This window comes from Methylosinus sp. R-45379 (genome assembly GCF_001644125.1).
Lineage (GTDB): Bacteria > Pseudomonadota > Alphaproteobacteria > Rhizobiales > Beijerinckiaceae > Methylosinus.
This window is the reverse complement of record NZ_LUUM01000135.1, coordinates 14302-28055: the sequence shown is the minus strand read 5'-3', so window position 1 is coordinate 28055 and position 13754 is coordinate 14302. Positions and strand designations below refer to the sequence as shown.

The 13754-nt window shown below is 61.7% G+C and carries 14 protein-coding genes; 3 read left to right on the top strand and 11 right to left on the bottom strand.

Annotation, left to right across the window (positions count from 1 at the left end):
* The 4 genes from mobF to A1351_RS25995 all read right to left on the bottom strand — a co-directional run.
* On the bottom strand, nt 1-1583 hold a 1583-nt coding region (gene mobF / locus A1351_RS06985; RefSeq protein ID WP_157096152.1), incomplete at its 3' end, for a MobF family relaxase.
* Between the two features lie 3 nt (nt 1584-1586).
* A complete protein-coding gene (locus A1351_RS06980) occupies nt 1587-1904 on the bottom strand; it encodes a hypothetical protein (protein WP_064032600.1) in 318 nt (105 codons plus the stop codon).
* 151 nt (nt 1905-2055) lie between these two features.
* Entirely contained in the window at nt 2056-2367 is a 312-nt protein-coding gene (locus tag A1351_RS06975) for an integration host factor subunit alpha (RefSeq protein ID WP_157096153.1), read from the bottom strand.
* Between the two features lie 1054 nt (nt 2368-3421).
* Nucleotides 3422-3556 (bottom strand): hypothetical protein, encoded by a 135-nt coding sequence (locus A1351_RS25995; RefSeq protein WP_256388642.1) that lies wholly within the window; start codon nt 3554-3556, stop codon nt 3422-3424.
* A gap of 78 nt (nt 3557-3634) precedes the next feature.
* Between A1351_RS25995 and A1351_RS06970 the strand changes: the two genes are divergently transcribed.
* Nucleotides 3635-4216: a TetR/AcrR family transcriptional regulator gene (locus tag A1351_RS06970; RefSeq protein WP_064032599.1), complete on the top strand. Its 582-nt coding sequence runs from the start codon at nt 3635-3637 to the stop codon at nt 4214-4216.
* 29 nt (nt 4217-4245) lie between these two features.
* Here A1351_RS06970 and A1351_RS06965 read toward each other — a convergent pair whose 3' ends face one another.
* From A1351_RS06965 to A1351_RS06945, 5 genes are all read right to left on the bottom strand, one after another.
* A complete protein-coding gene (locus tag A1351_RS06965) occupies nt 4246-5340 on the bottom strand; it encodes an alkene reductase (RefSeq protein WP_064032598.1) in 1095 nt (364 codons plus the stop codon).
* A gap of 72 nt (nt 5341-5412) precedes the next feature.
* On the bottom strand, nt 5413-5865 hold the full coding sequence (locus tag A1351_RS06960; RefSeq protein ID WP_064032597.1) for a DUF2147 domain-containing protein: 453 nt from the start codon (nt 5863-5865) through the stop codon (nt 5413-5415).
* 104 nt (nt 5866-5969) lie between these two features.
* Complete coding sequence (locus A1351_RS06955) at nt 5970-6974, bottom strand: NADP-dependent oxidoreductase (protein ID WP_064032596.1); 1005 nt, start codon at nt 6972-6974, stop codon at nt 5970-5972.
* Nucleotides 6975-7005: 31 nt separating this feature from the next.
* Nucleotides 7006-7869 carry an alpha/beta fold hydrolase gene (locus tag A1351_RS06950; protein WP_064032605.1) on the bottom strand — a complete coding sequence of 288 codons (864 nt, stop codon included), beginning with the start codon at nt 7867-7869 and terminating at the stop codon, nt 7006-7008.
* A 92-nt stretch (nt 7870-7961) separates the two neighbouring features.
* Entirely contained in the window at nt 7962-8789 is an 828-nt protein-coding gene (locus A1351_RS06945) for an oxidoreductase (RefSeq protein ID WP_064032595.1), read from the bottom strand.
* A gap of 97 nt (nt 8790-8886) precedes the next feature.
* On the opposite strand from A1351_RS06945, the gene A1351_RS24500 reads away from it, so the two are divergent.
* A complete protein-coding gene (locus A1351_RS24500) occupies nt 8887-9165 on the top strand; it encodes a hypothetical protein (protein ID WP_157096151.1) in 279 nt (92 codons plus the stop codon).
* 310 nt (nt 9166-9475) lie between these two features.
* Here A1351_RS24500 and ftsH read toward each other — a convergent pair whose 3' ends face one another.
* Both ftsH and amoC read right to left on the bottom strand, forming a co-directional pair.
* Nucleotides 9476-11401, bottom strand: a complete 1926-nt coding sequence (gene ftsH, locus A1351_RS06940; protein ID WP_064032604.1) for an ATP-dependent zinc metalloprotease FtsH — start codon at nt 11399-11401, stop codon at nt 9476-9478.
* Nucleotides 11402-11664: 263 nt separating this feature from the next.
* The gene (gene amoC, locus A1351_RS06935) at nt 11665-12453 is read right to left on the bottom strand and encodes a bacterial ammonia monooxygenase, subunit AmoC (RefSeq protein WP_083967194.1); all 789 of its coding nucleotides are present in this window, start codon (nt 12451-12453) and stop codon (nt 11665-11667) included.
* Between the two features lie 203 nt (nt 12454-12656).
* Between amoC and A1351_RS06930 the strand changes: the two genes are divergently transcribed.
* Complete coding sequence (locus A1351_RS06930) at nt 12657-13646, top strand: LysR family transcriptional regulator (RefSeq protein ID WP_064032594.1); 990 nt, start codon at nt 12657-12659, stop codon at nt 13644-13646.
* Nucleotides 13647-13754: the final 108 nt, after the last annotated feature.

The window sequence follows — 13754 nt, the reverse complement described above, 5'->3', positions numbered from 1 at the left end:
GCGACGCCGGTGAGGAGCGACAGCGCGCCGCCCTGGCCGAGCGCATAGATCGCGGCCTTTTGGGCGGCGCCATGCTCCGGCTCGCTGTCGAAATCGAGCCCGGAAGCCTCGATGGCCCGCCGGATGTCGGCGGCCGCCAGCGCCCCCGAAGTGTCGAGCGCGGCGCGCGCGGCATGGGAGCGGAGGTTCGCCTCGACGCGGATCTGTGCGGAATTGGTGACGCGGAGCACCTGTCGCGGCTCGTCGTCGGCATTCTCGCGCTTCGCCCATGCGGCGACCAGATCGACATGTTCGCCGTGAAGCTCGACGCCCTTGGGCTCGATCAGCTCGACGACCCGGTCGATGTCCTTCACGCCGCCGGCGACGCCCACGCCGATCAAGCCGCGCGCGGCGTGGATGCGAAGACGATCATGGTCGATGACGGCCGCCGTGTGGAATTCCTCGGCGAGATGTTTCGCCGCGAAGGCGTAGGCCCGCTCGAACCGCTCATCGTTCGACAGCGCGGCGATCTTCGCGTCCTCCATGACGGTGGCGTGTTCCCAGCCCATCGCCTCGGCCTGGTCGTGCCAGATTTTATGATCGGTCTTCTCGCCATGCTTGGCGAGGCGCGCGGCGGCCGCCGCTTCGCGGAGGATTTCGGCTTTCTTTTCCGCGGAGATGTCGTCCCAATCGAGCCCTTGGCCGGCCGCGAAGGCCTTGGCGTTGCGCAGGACCTGATGGGTGCTCTTGCTGAAGGCCTCATTGGCGAATTGCGGGATGGCGAGGATGACGGCGGCCTGCTCCTTATCGTCATAGGCGACACGAATGCCGAGCGCGCGCAGCTCATCGGCGAGGACGGCCTGGGCGAAGGCTCCAAACTCGTGGACGCGGGCGTGGAGGCGCTGTGTGTCGAGCGATCCGATATGGCCCTCGCCGGTGACGACCAGATTGAACAGCGCATTGTGGATGTGATCGTGGGGATCGCCGGCGATCGGCGCTTCGAGGAGGTAGGTCGCGCCCTCGCGGCCATCCTGGACCGGCAGGGTCGGACGGGCGATGTAATGGCGGAAGCTGACCCAGCCGACAGCGCCAGGATCGGCGCCGCTCTCCCCCGCGCGTCCGCGCCGCGCCCAGCCGATCTCCCGGGCGATATAGCGCATCGCCGCGTCATTGGCGCGATAGATCGCATTGCGGATGCCGGCGGCCTCCGCTGGGTCCTGCGCGAATTCGGCGGCGAGCGTCACGGATTTGTGGGGTGAGAAGGTGAAGTCGTAGCCGCTGATTTCTCGCTTATGCTTGGACCAGGCCTCTCCCGTATCGGCCCGCTTGCCCTCGAACAGCCGGTCGAGCTCCTCGTCCTTGGGCGCGCGGTAAGAATTAATGCCGAGCGCGCGGGCGACAGAGAGCGGCATGTCCGAGCGCCAGGCCGGTCCGGCGTCGCGACCGGTGTAGTAGCTGGTGAGGCGCGACCCCGGCTCCAGTTGCTGCTGGCCGAGGGCCTCGGTCGCCTGCTCAGACGGCGGCGGCCCGAGCCTCGCTTCCGTGAAATACATGCGGACGAGCTTGCCGTCGGACGCTGCGGCGAACTTGCGGAAAGTGATCATCGATCAGGCCTTGGCGGGGGAAGAGAAGCGCGTTTCCAGGGCCTCGACGGTCTTCTCCGGGAGGCTTTGCTGCATGTCGACGAGGAGATCGACGGCCTTGCGCGTGAGAATGAGCTGCTCGCGATTCTGCGCGATCAGATGGGCGAGCAAATCGCTCAGCGTCGGCTCGCCGGCGTCGTCCTTGGGCGTCAGGAGTGCGACGATCTCGTCGAGACGGGCGATGGTGATGCGGATCTGCTCGTTCTGAAGGCCGACCGCTTCGGCGATCTGGTGGGATTCCTGCTCGACGCGAGCGAGCCCTTCCTTCAATTCCTTGGACATGATTGCGCCTCCGCTATGACAGCGAAGGGTCGCCGGAGTCTGCGCGAATGAAAACGATCGGGCGCCGAAAGATGGCGGCCGGCGCCGGCGGCGCGCAGCTCGCGACATCAACGGTGATCGGCGCTCACACCACGCCGCGCCCGCGACCGCTCTACGGAGAGTCGCCGGCGACCGGGGATGCTCCCGACGCCGCCACGGCCGATTTGAGATGTGGCGCCGCTTTGAACACAACGACCCGACGCGAAGAGACGAGAGCCGCAGCACCGGTTCTCGGATTGCGGCCCGGGCGAGCGTTTTTGGAGCGGATGCGAAAAGTGCCGAAGCCGCGAAGACTTACGTCTTCTCCGATGGTCAGGGCGGACAGCATTTCCGCGAGCGCGCAATCGAGCAGGGATTTTGCGTCCGCACGGGAGAGGCCGGGGATGCGGGCGTAAATGGCATGCGCGAGGTCATCACGCGTCACCGTGCTCCTGGAAACAGCTGCGTCCAAAATCCCATCCGGCTTTCCGCCGTTCCCTCGAAAACACACCGCGCCGCCCGCAGGGCAAACCGAATCACAGTGCGGCTGGAGAATGTCTAACCCGCAAGGACAGGGCGGACCAGCGCCGCCCGCGCTTGGTATTTGGTCACTGCAGTTTTTCGTTGGCGACCCCAGCGAGTAGCCGGCGCCCCCGATGTCGCGAGCGCCGATGGGGATGATGCGCCAAAAACGGCCATTCGTCACGGACGGACAGAGTTCCACTTTCCTGGATTTTGCAGACGTTCTCAAAGGAGGGAACGCTGATAAAGAACCAAAGGTGCGGCTCTAATGCCTATGTTTGCGGCGACGCCGAAGCGCCGGCGGCGCGCACGACCCTAGGCTCTCGGTCGACGGCAACCTCGCCCACAATTCTCCAACGGCTCGCGCTCCGCCGTCCTGGCCCCCTCGAAGAGTCCAGCGGTCATCCGCGCAACTTTGCAATGCGAGATAAACGTCCGTGCATCGCGACTCGCGACTGTCAATTTGAGCACATATTCCTCCTGGCCTCGATGGCCGTCGCCTTCGATCTTGATCGATAAATCCCGACGGCTTTAGGAGCGCCGAGCACGATACGGAAAATCTCCGCATTGCACCCAAATGAACCATGCCGGCGCATCGACCGCTCGTTGCAGCCAGGACATGCACCGACATCCGGTCCGGCAACCGAAATTGTCCAACGATTTCCGTCGTATTCTGTGTCCAGGACTCTTGCGCCGGGTCCCGGCGTCCACCGCGATTTAATTTTCATCTCGCTGGATAGCCAGAGTCCGGCCGCCCCAGCAAGTCGGCAGAACGGAAAGTGAAGATGACCCCGGTGCGGAGCGACGCCGACAAAGCGACGCAGCGCTTTGCGCACCTCCCCGAAATTGAACGACAGCTCGAGGCGCTGGACCAGAGCGAATATGTCGCTCTTCCTTTGCCGCGTCATCGGCCTTGTCTTCGATGCGGTTGCGCGGCGCGCCCGAAGAGGAGACGCAACCATGACAATTGTAGAGGATCACCGCGCGCCCCTCTGCGAGGTCGTCGGGTCAGCAGCGGGTCCCAATGATCCCCATCGCCGATAGGCGAAGCGATCGCCATCCACTTCGACGTGACGGGCCGGTGCGGTGAGATGATCGAGGGTATCGGCCATGCGCCACTCCTTGAATCGACGTAACTAAAATGATATTCATCATCATAGTTTCGTCGGCGTCATCAGAAAGGCTGCCCAGTGCGGATAACGAAGGAACAGAAGCAGGAAAATCACGACCGGATCGTCGCAATCGCCTCGGAGATGTTTCGCGAGCGTGGCTATGACGGCGTTGGCGTTGCCGAACTGATGGAACGCGCCGGACTCACCCATGGCGGCTTCTACAACCATTTTCGCTCGAAGGAAGACCTGATCGCCAAGGCAACCATGCGCAGCTTTGGTGAAACCGGCGAGCGTTATGCCGATCTCGACGCCCTCACCGTGATCGACCTTTATGTCTCGCGTGAGCACAGGGACCGCCGCGCAACCGGATGCCCGGCTGCGGCGCTGAGCTGCGAGGCGGCGCGGCAGACGGACGATACGAGAGCTATCTTCGGCGCTGGCATCGAGACGCTCGTCGGTGGTCTCGTGCAAGACATGGCCCGCAACGGCATATCGGGTCCCGGCGCTCGCTCCCAGGCCATCAGCGTCCTGGCCCAGGCTGTCGGAGCCGTCATCCTGTCGAGGGCCTGCCCGGATGCTTCGGCGCTCGCGGACGAGATCCTCGAAGCCTGCCGCCTCGACTGCCGCGACGCCGTCGTCAATCGGTCGCAGGAAAGCTAGGGCCACGCCCAAGCGTGGCGCCGCCTCCATCAAGCGCCGGTCGCGTCCGCCAGCGCGGGATAGTCCGTATAACCGGCCGCCCCGCCGCCATAGAGCGTTGCGGGATTGAAATCGGCAAGCGGAGCGCCGACCTTCAGACGTTCGACGAGGTCCGGGTTGCCGATGAACAGCCGGCCGAAAGCGAAGAGGTCCGCCTTTCCATCGGTCAGATGCGATGCGGCAAGTTCGAGGTCATAGCCGTTGTTGGCGATGTAGCCGTTCCTGAACCTCGAACGGAGGGCGCCGAAGTCGAACGGCGCGACATCGCGCGGACCGCCGGTCGCGCCTTCGACGACATGGATATAGGCGATGTTCAGTTCGTCGAGCTTGGCGACGATGTAGTCGAACTGCGACTGGGGGTCGCTCGCCGAAATGCCGTTTGCCGGCGAGACCGGCGACAGGCGAATCCCGGTGCGCTCGGGACCGATTTCCGCGGCGACGGCGGCAGTCACTTCCAGAATCAGGCGGGCCCGGTTCTCGACGGAGCCGCCATAGGCGTCGGTGCGCGTGTTGGCGCCGTCCTTAGCGAACTGGTCCAGAAGATAGCCATTGGCGCCATGCACCTCGACGCCGTCGAAGCCCGCCGAGATGGCGTTTGCGGCGGCCTGCCGGAAATCGGCGACGATGCCGGCGATCTCGTCGAGCTCCAGAGCCCGCGGCTCGGACACGTCGACGAAGGCGTTGTTCACGAAGGTCTTGGTCTGGACCTTGATCGCCGAAGGCGCCACCGGGGCCTGACCGTTCGGCTGGAGGTCGACATGCGACACTCGGCCGACGTGCCAGAGCTGGAGGAAGATGCGGCCGCCCTTGGCATGCACGGCGTCTGTCACCTTGCGCCAACCCTCGATCTGCGCCTGAGTGTAGATGCCGGGTGTATCCTGATAGCCCTGACCCTGCTGCGAGATTTGGCTCGCCTCGGAGATGATCAGGCCAGCTGAGGCGCGCTGCGCATAATATTCCGCCGCCAATTCGCTCGGCACGAAGCCGACGCCGGCCCGATTGCGCGTCAGCGGCGCCATAACGATACGGTTGGACAGCGTGATGGCGCCGAGCGCATAGGGTTCGAATAGTTGTCTGTCAGTCATTTTTTGCCTTTCGATCATCGGTGTGCTGGCTGAGGCATCGCCGGGTATTGTTAGAAAATACCTGGTCTCTCTTCAGTCCTGGCGCTGCCAAATCTGCGATCGACCCAGCAACGACACGCCGATATAGCCGCGCACTTCGAGCTTCTTGCCCCCATCCATCAGGCGGATTTTGCTGCTGTAGAAATTGCCGTCGTCCGGATCGAGGATTCGGCCGCCTGTGTATTCCGCCCCATCCTTCTTGAGGCCGCTCAGGATGATCAAGCCGAGGACCGGGGCGTTCTTCAACGCGCCTTCACATTTTGTGCAGATCGGGCTTTCGTTAGGAGCGAGGAAGACCTTCTCGACCCGGCCCTGCAAGGCGCCGTTCGATTCTGATATCCTGATCAGCGCTCTCGGCTTGCCAGTGGCATCGTCAATATTTCTCCACAAGCCGACCGGCGAAGCATTATCCGCCCATGCTGTCGACGAGACGGATGCGGCGACGACGGCGAGAGCGAAGGTGGCAGAACGGTTCAAAATGCGCATTTGAGTGGTCTCCTGTGGGTGTCGATGTCGTTGAACATGTCGAAGAAACCGCGCGTGCAGGGCAGCCGAGACGATTTCAGCGTGACCGGCCATCGCCTCGGGTCTCACTCCGCAACAGCGATGACGACCTTGCCCTTGGCGCGGCCGGTCTCGACATAGGCGAGCGCTGCGGGCGTCTCTTCGAAGGGGAAGACCTTATCGACCACCGGTCGGATCACGCCCGCCTCGATAAGAGCGGTGATCTCTCCGAGCTGACGACCTTCGGCGCGCATGAACAGGAACGAGTAGCGCACGCCGAGCTTTGCCGCCTTCTTGCGAACGCTGCGGCTCAACAGGCGCATGACCAGCTTCAGGAACGGGTTGAGGCCGAACGCCTTGGCGAAGGCAGGATCGGGCGGGCCTGAGATGGAGATGAGCTGGCCGCCGCGCTTCAGCACGCGCAGTGACTTTTCGAGCGTCTTGGGGTCCTGGCTGTTGAGCACCAGATCATAGCCCGACAGGAGCTTCTCGAAATCCTGCGTCTTATAGTCGATGACCACATCAGCGCCGAGGCTCTTGACCAGTTCGACATTCGTCGTGCTGGTTGTGGTCGCGACCGTGGCGCCGAGATGCTTGGCAAGCTGGATGGCGAAGGTCCCGACGCCACCGGAGCCCGCCTGGATGAAGACCTTCTGACCACGCTTCACCTTGGCCACCTCGACAAGCGCCTGCCAGGCGGTCAGGCCGACAAGGGGGATGGAGGCGGCCTCGGTCGGGCTGAGGTTCTTTGGACTGAGCGCGACATCGGCCTCGTCGATGGCGATGAACTCCGCGAAGGCGCCAACCCGGTGATCGCGCGGACGCGCATAGACCTGATCGCCCACCTTGAAGCGCCTCGCCCTCGAGCCGGTCTGGACGACCGTTCCGGCGACATCATGCCCGAGCACGAAGGGCGGACGATAAGGAAGGAGAAGCTTGAACTCTCCGTCCCGGATTTTGGAGTCGAGCAGGTTCACACCCGCCGCCTGGATGCGGACCAGGACATCGTCGTCCTGCAACCGCGGTTCGGGCATATTGGTCAGTCGCAGAGCGCCCTTCTTCTTATATTTGTCGACGACGAATGCCTTCATGGGCGTTTCTCCAGTGTCAGATGCGACGATCTCAGGCGGCGAGGAAGGCGAGAGCCTTCGAGGCGAAATCGGTGTGATACTGGAAGATCCCGCCATGGCCGGCATCCCGGTAGATTTCCAGTTGTGCGTTAGGGATGCGCCGGGCCATATCGGTGCTGTTGACCGTCGGCACCATGATGTCGTCGTCGCCATTGGCGATCAGCACCGGAATTTTGATGCTGCCGAGGTCTTGCGGCGCCTGTCGGCCCCAGGCCTCGATCGCCTCGAGCTGGCGCAGGAAGGCGGCCGGCGTCGGCCCCTTGTCCTTGTCGGCCTTGCGCTCCTTCAGCCGATCGAGAAAATCCTTCGCCGCGCGCCGGCCGTTGGCCGTGGAGGTGAAGAACAGGTAAAATTTGGGATCACGCAAGGTCAGCAGGCCCTTGAGCATAAGGGGCCAGGAGATCGCGCCCACCCGGTCGACGCCCTGGCCGCCCGCCGGGCCTGTACCGGTCAGGATGAGCCTTCTGACCAGACCAGGCGCCTTCAGCGTGACGTCCTGCGCGACGAAGCCGCCAAGGGAAAAACCGAGCAGGTCGACCGTCTCGAAGCCCAGCGCCCGGATCAGCGCGATCGCATCGCGCGCCATCGCGTCGACGCTCACCGGCGCTGTTCCGCCCGAACCGCCGATGCCGCGATAATCAGTTGCGATGACGCGGCGCCTTTGCGCCAGAGCGTCAACGATGCGCGGATCGAAATTATCCAGAACCGCGCCCCAATGATTGAGGAGAACGATCGGCACGCCGCCGCGGGGTCCGAGATCCCGATAGGCGAAAGCCGTGCCTCCGACGTCGACCGAGAGATTGGGCGCCTCAATGTAGCGTTCGGCCGAACCGGGCTTGTCGAAGGGGAAAGTCATGATTTGCTCCTCGGGCGGGTCGGCCTTCAGCCCGTGATATTGGTCAAGCTGAGGCCGGGCCTGCACTACTTGTTTCGGGGCCTCCTCCCGGCTCAAGCCAAGCCGAATTGCGACCGCAGGATCTTGTCGAACAGGGATCGCGGCAGGAAGCGTCTGGCGAATGCGATCTGGCGCGCCGCCTTCCCGGATGGGTAACGCAACAGCGGTTTCTTATCGCGCGCCGCTCTGACGATGGTCTCTGCGACGCTTTCGGCCGTGTCAGCCGCCGCCATGGCGCGGCCATAGGCCACCAGATAACGCTCGCGGCTCACATCATAAGCTTTGAGAGGCGCGTCCGACGGCACGGTGCTGCTCTCGAACGAGGTGCGCGTCGCAGCCGGTTCGATGACTGCGACGCGCACACCGAACGCACGCACTTCGTGATCGAGCGATTCCGAATAGCCCTCCAGGGCGTGCTTGGTCCCCGAATAATGGGCGTTGAATGGCGCGGGAATGAAGCCCAGGCCAGAGCCGATATTGAGGATGCGACCGCTGCCTTGCGCCCGCATGATCGGCAGGACGGCATTGGTCACCCGCACGACCCCGAGCACGTTGGTATCGTAGAGCGCGCGCACCAGGTCGATCGAGCTTTCCTCGGCCGCCCCCGCGATACCGAAGCCGGCGTTGTTGACGAGAAGATCGATATGGCCAAGTTCGGCATGGGCCAGAGAGACCGCAGCCCGGACCGACTCGTCGGATGTCACGTCGCATGGGATCAATCGAATGCCATCACGGACGTCGCCAGTCCCTGCGGCCCGGCTGGTGCCGATGACCCGATAGCCGGCCTCGGTCAGCGCTAAAGCCGCCGCCTTGCCAATTCCACTGGATGCGCCCGTGAGGAGAGCCGTCTTCTTCTCCACGCGCCCGCTAAATCCCGCCATTGCTTTGACCTCTTCTCTGGGACCAGCGACCGAACGAGCATTCAGGACTCGTCGCGATCGCAGCATTTTTGATGACGCTCATCATTATTATAGATAAATGACGATGGTCATCAAACTTGTCAAGCGGAAAGTTGAGGTCTGGTCTTCTCCCACCAACACGGGGCGACGACAGGTCCGATCCGTTCCCGAAGGAAGCCAGAAGGCCGGCTTTCGCGAGGTCGATCCAGCCGCCGAGTTCGTCCCCGGCCTTCTTGCGGATCATGGCCTGGAACGCGGCGACAGCAGCGCACGCTTCAACGCGCGCCGGGACGCCGTCCTCGATCGCCCCAATCGTCAGAGTGTCCGTCTTCGACAGCGCGGTCCTGCCCAGTCGTGATCAGGCGCGCAATGGTCCTCGCCGACGGTGTTCTACGCAAGCCGGCCGCGTCGATTCTTCCCGCGCGCCGTCGGCGACCGGCTCATTCGGAGACGACCCGCAAGGAACCGCGAAAGCCGCAAGCCCGGATGAGATGGAACAGATGAATCGTGCAGCCACTCCTTGACGTGCGCGTTGCCATTCTGAACAAAACGCTCGTCGGCTCATTCAGGCGTCACTATCCAGATTTCCGATCAGGCGATGAAAATTTCCCGACACGGTTATCAGCGTGACGAACCCCACGACTTTGCATGCTCTCGTCTACCGCCGCCTACGCCGGAAGTGGTTCTAGTCCATTCATTGGCTCTTGCCGCGGGGGGCTAAAGACGGCGGTGGAAGCTGGTGACGGATCTGCTGGCGGCGGGACTCGAGGAGCTTCCTCGCGCACCGGACGCTTGCCTTGCAGCAGGCCCATGAGCTCATCGCCTGTCAGCGTCTCGAACTCCAAGAGGCCATTGGCCAGAGTGTCGAGGTCGGCGCGCTTCTCGGTCAGAATGCGCTTCGCGTCGTCATAGCCTTCCTGCACCAAACGCCGCACTTCGGCGTCGATCGTCTGCTGCGTCGCCTCGGAGAGAGTCTGCGTGCGGCCCATCGAATAGCCGAGGAACTGCTCCTGCTGCGGCTCGGCATAGGCCACCGCGCCGAGCCGGTCGGAGAAGCCGAGCTGCGTCACCATCGCTCGCGCGATGCGCGTACATTGCTGGATGTCGCTTGCCGCCCCGGAAGTGACCTTATCGCGGCCGAATACCAGCTCCTCAGCCACGCGCCCCCCCATCGCCATAGCTAGCATCGCAATCAACTGTTCGTAGCTCTGTGAAATTTGATCGCGTTCTGGAAGACCTTGCACCATGCCCAACGCACGGCCGCGTGGAATGATCGTCGCCTTGTGGATCGGCGTCGATCCCTTCATGTTGAGCGAGACCAACGCATGGCCTCCCTCGTGAAAAGCCGTGAGGCGCTTTTCCTCATCGGTCATTACCAACGTGCGGCGCTCCGCTCCCATCATGATCTTGTCGCGAGCGTCCTCGAACTCGGATCGTGTGACGAGGCGCTTGCTGCGCCTCGCCGCAAGCAGCGCAGCCTCGTTGACGAGGTTCATAAGATCGGCGCCGGAGAAACCCGGCGTGCCCCTCGCCACGATCTTCAGATCCACGTCCGGCGCCAGCGGCACCTTGCGGACATGAACCTCGAGGATCTTCTCGCGACCGATAAAGTCTGGATTGGATACATTGATCTGCCGATCGAAGCGACCAGGACGCATTAACGCCGGATCGAGCACATCTGGCCGGTTTGTCGCAGCGATCAATATGATGCCTTCATTCGCCTCAAAGCCATCCATCTCGACGAGCAGCTGGTTCAGGGTCTGCTCCCGCTCGTCATTGCCTCCGCCCAATCCCGCACCGCGATGACGGCCAACAGCGTCGATCTCGTCGACGAAGATGATACACGGTGCGTTCTTTTTCGCCTGCTCGAACATATCACGCACGCGGCTCGCACCGACACCGACGAACATTTCGACGAAATCCGAGCCCGAGATCGTGAAGAATGGCACGCCTGCTTCTCCGGCAATCGCGCGGGCGAGCAAGGTCTTTCCCGTGCCGGGCGACCCGACGAGCAGCACGCCGCGCGGAATGTGTCCACCGAGCCGTTGGAACTTGTGCGGATCGCGCAAGAATTCGACAATCTCTTGAAGATCCTCTTTTGCCTCGTCCACGCCAGCGACATCCGCGAAAGTCACTCGGTCCTTCGTCTCCGTCAGGAGTTTCGCCTTCGACTGGCCCAAGCCCATCGCTCTTCCGCCAGGACCGACCCGCATCTGGCGCGCTACATATATCCAAGCGCCCAGGATCAAGAGAACCGGCATCCCAGCAAGCGCCTGCGTCAATAGCCAATCTGATCCGACGCCTGCGGGGCGCGCGTTGATCGACACATTCTTGGCGGTAAGCCTCTGAATCAGAGATTGGTCATTTGGCGCGTAGGTCACAAAGGTACGGTTATCCGAGAAGTGACCGCTGATTTCATTGCCGGCGATCGTCACGTCATGGATATGGCCGCCGTCGATCTGCGAAAGCAATTCGCTGAAGCTGATATCTCGACCCGACGTCCGTTCGCTGCGTTGCTGGACAGACACGAAAACCGTGATCGATAAAGCTCCGATCGCCAGCCACGGAGCGATGGTCTTCAGTTTCATTTTCATGCCGAGCCTCATTAAAGATCACGGCACTCGAGATTCTCCGAGCCACCGCCGTTCCGACCGGATCCTCACGATTGCGAGTCGAATGAACAAAGCATCCGCCGCAAGATCGGTTCGCCCAATTGGACGATTCGCATTCAGCATCTATGTGACTCCTGCCGCCCCTCGCCGAGGGGCGGCAGGATCGCTACTCTGTTTCCCTGGGAGCATTTTTGGATTCAGAGCAGATTAGTTCTCACGAGTTCCTCGCAAGAAATTATCGAGGCTTAGTCGATAATTGCCTTCACGCCGTCTTCGCCCAGCAGACGCTTGATGTTCATCAGGATCTGCGCCACCACGCCGAACACTGCGAGAGTCATCCACCCGAAAAACACAAAGCCCCAGTGCAACGGAGCGACGAACAGCTCTTCCATGAACCAGAATGTGTGACCCCACTCGTTAAGGCCGACATTCGGAATGATCATGAACGGACCGACCGTCAGGATCAGGAAAGCCAGCGAATAACCCTTGGAGAAATAGGGCAGACGAGTCTTGGCATAGAAGAACGAACCGACGCCCAAGATCGAGTAGATGGGATAGCTCAGATAGAACTCGATGATGTGGCTCGGCGTGAAGTCGGTGTCACGAATCACCGTCATGTGCCAAGTGGCGTCCTGCTCCGTGAAGAAGCTGGCGCCGAAATAGATCGCGATGCCGTAGACGACCAGCCATTGCGCCAGACAGACCCAGCGGCGCAGTTCCTCGCGCGTGCTCAACACCGACATGTCGCGCGTGCGGGTCTTCCAAAGGTAGCCAGTGAGGCCGAGGCCGGCTACCAGCTCCAGCGGAATCTCTGTCCAGAGCATCGTCAGCCAATAGGTCTGGAACTCCGGGGCGAACGAGTCGAGACCCGCTCGCCAGCCATAAATCTGCTCATAGACCCGGATGAACAGATAGAAGGCGACGAGTGCGCCGGTGGCGATCCACATCGTCCTCAGATTGACGATGACGACATCAGCGCTTTCAGCTGCGCCGGCTTTGCCGGCTTTGCCGGCTGTTTCAGTCGTTAGACTCATGCTTTCTCTCCTTGAGCTGGCTTCGCATATCCTTTTTTTGCAAAGCCTCCCCTAAACGGTTACGGCCTGTCCGCTCAGATAGAAAGTGCATATTATTCATCGTGCTATGACAAGAATTCAGTAGCGCCGCGCAAGCGTTTGGCATCATCTCGATCAGGCCGGCATGGGCCTATGAGCGCGCTCGTCGACGTCGGGAGAACCAAATGACCGAACTGAGAGATTTCGATCTCAACCTGCTCGTGGCATTCAAATATTTGATGGAGGAACTGAACGTCTCCCGTGCAGCACAGAAAATGTTCGTGAGCCCATCGGCGATGAGCCACGTGCTGCAGAGGCTCAGGCAGCAACTCGACGATCCTGTGTTGGTGAAGACGCCTCAGGGAATGGCGCCGACGCAACGGGCGCTCGATTTGCTGGAGCCGGTTGACGTCGTCCTCCGCGAAGTTGAAAAATTGATACAGCCGCCAGAAGCATTCTCAGCGGAAACGAGCCGGCGACGTCTTGTTATCGCCACGACGGACTACATCGAGCTCATCCTGCTACCGAGTCTCACTGAGACTCTCGGCCAGCTTGCGCCGAACATCGAAATATTTATTCGAGAGCCACACAGGAAGCTGCCCGAAAGAGCGCTCGCCGAAAACCCCGTCGACTTCATGATCGGCTTTGACGTCAACCTCACGCCGCCACCACATATTCGCTGTGAAACACTGTTTGATGACCGCATGACGAGCGTGGTGCGGCGGGATCACCCGACTCTGACCGGTGACGACATGACCTTTGATCAGTTCATGGCAGGAAATCACATGCTGATCTCTCGCCGAGAAAGCGGGACCGGTCTCATAGACGATTGGTTGGAGCAACGCGGGATGTCGCGCAAGATCGGTCTGATATTGCCAAATTTTTTATCGGCGCCTTTGATCGTCGCCAGCACCGATCACATTTTGTCGTTGCCGCAGCGCCTTGCTGAACGTTTTGTAGAGCTCGCGCCGCTGAAGATTTTGCCGACGCCCATCGATCTCCCACTCTATAAGCTCGTAATGAGCTGGCATCCGTTGCAGGAAAAAGACCCTGCGCACGCCTGGCTCAGGGAGCAAATAATGGAAACCTGCCGAAGGATCACTCAAAAACGCCCGACATTGGCGTTGGTTAGCGACCGAGGAAATGACGAGAAGCATCGCATCGATTTGGGATAAAGGGAAATTAAAGCTAGTCGCTGCGGCCCGCGGCGACTCCCCGCTCTTGATTGAGCGGGGAGTCACGCCTTCTGCGGACACACTCCGCGCTCGAGCAAAACCTAACGG

Coding starts and splice junctions, on each gene's coding strand:
- A1351_RS06980 (WP_064032600.1), bottom strand. CDS start 1,904: ATGTCCAAGGAATTGAAGGAAGGGCTCGCTCGCGTCGAGCAGGAATCC.
- A1351_RS25995 (WP_256388642.1), bottom strand. CDS start 3,556: ATGGCCGATACCCTCGATCATCTCACCGCACCGGCCCGTCACGTCGAA.
- A1351_RS06965 (WP_064032598.1), bottom strand. CDS start 5,340: ATGACTGACAGACAACTATTCGAACCCTATGCGCTCGGCGCCATCACG.
- A1351_RS06960 (WP_064032597.1), bottom strand. CDS start 5,865: ATGCGCATTTTGAACCGTTCTGCCACCTTCGCTCTCGCCGTCGTCGCC.
- A1351_RS06955 (WP_064032596.1), bottom strand. CDS start 6,974: ATGAAGGCATTCGTCGTCGACAAATATAAGAAGAAGGGCGCTCTGCGA.
- A1351_RS06950 (WP_064032605.1), bottom strand. CDS start 7,869: ATGACTTTCCCCTTCGACAAGCCCGGTTCGGCCGAACGCTACATTGAG.
- A1351_RS06945 (WP_064032595.1), bottom strand. CDS start 8,789: ATGGCGGGATTTAGCGGGCGCGTGGAGAAGAAGACGGCTCTCCTCACG.
- A1351_RS24500 (WP_157096151.1), top strand. CDS start 8,887: ATGACGATGGTCATCAAACTTGTCAAGCGGAAAGTTGAGGTCTGGTCT.
- ftsH (WP_064032604.1), bottom strand. CDS start 11,401: ATGAAAATGAAACTGAAGACCATCGCTCCGTGGCTGGCGATCGGAGCT.
- amoC (WP_083967194.1), bottom strand. CDS start 12,453: ATGAGTCTAACGACTGAAACAGCCGGCAAAGCCGGCAAAGCCGGCGCA.
- A1351_RS06930 (WP_064032594.1), top strand. CDS start 12,657: ATGACCGAACTGAGAGATTTCGATCTCAACCTGCTCGTGGCATTCAAA.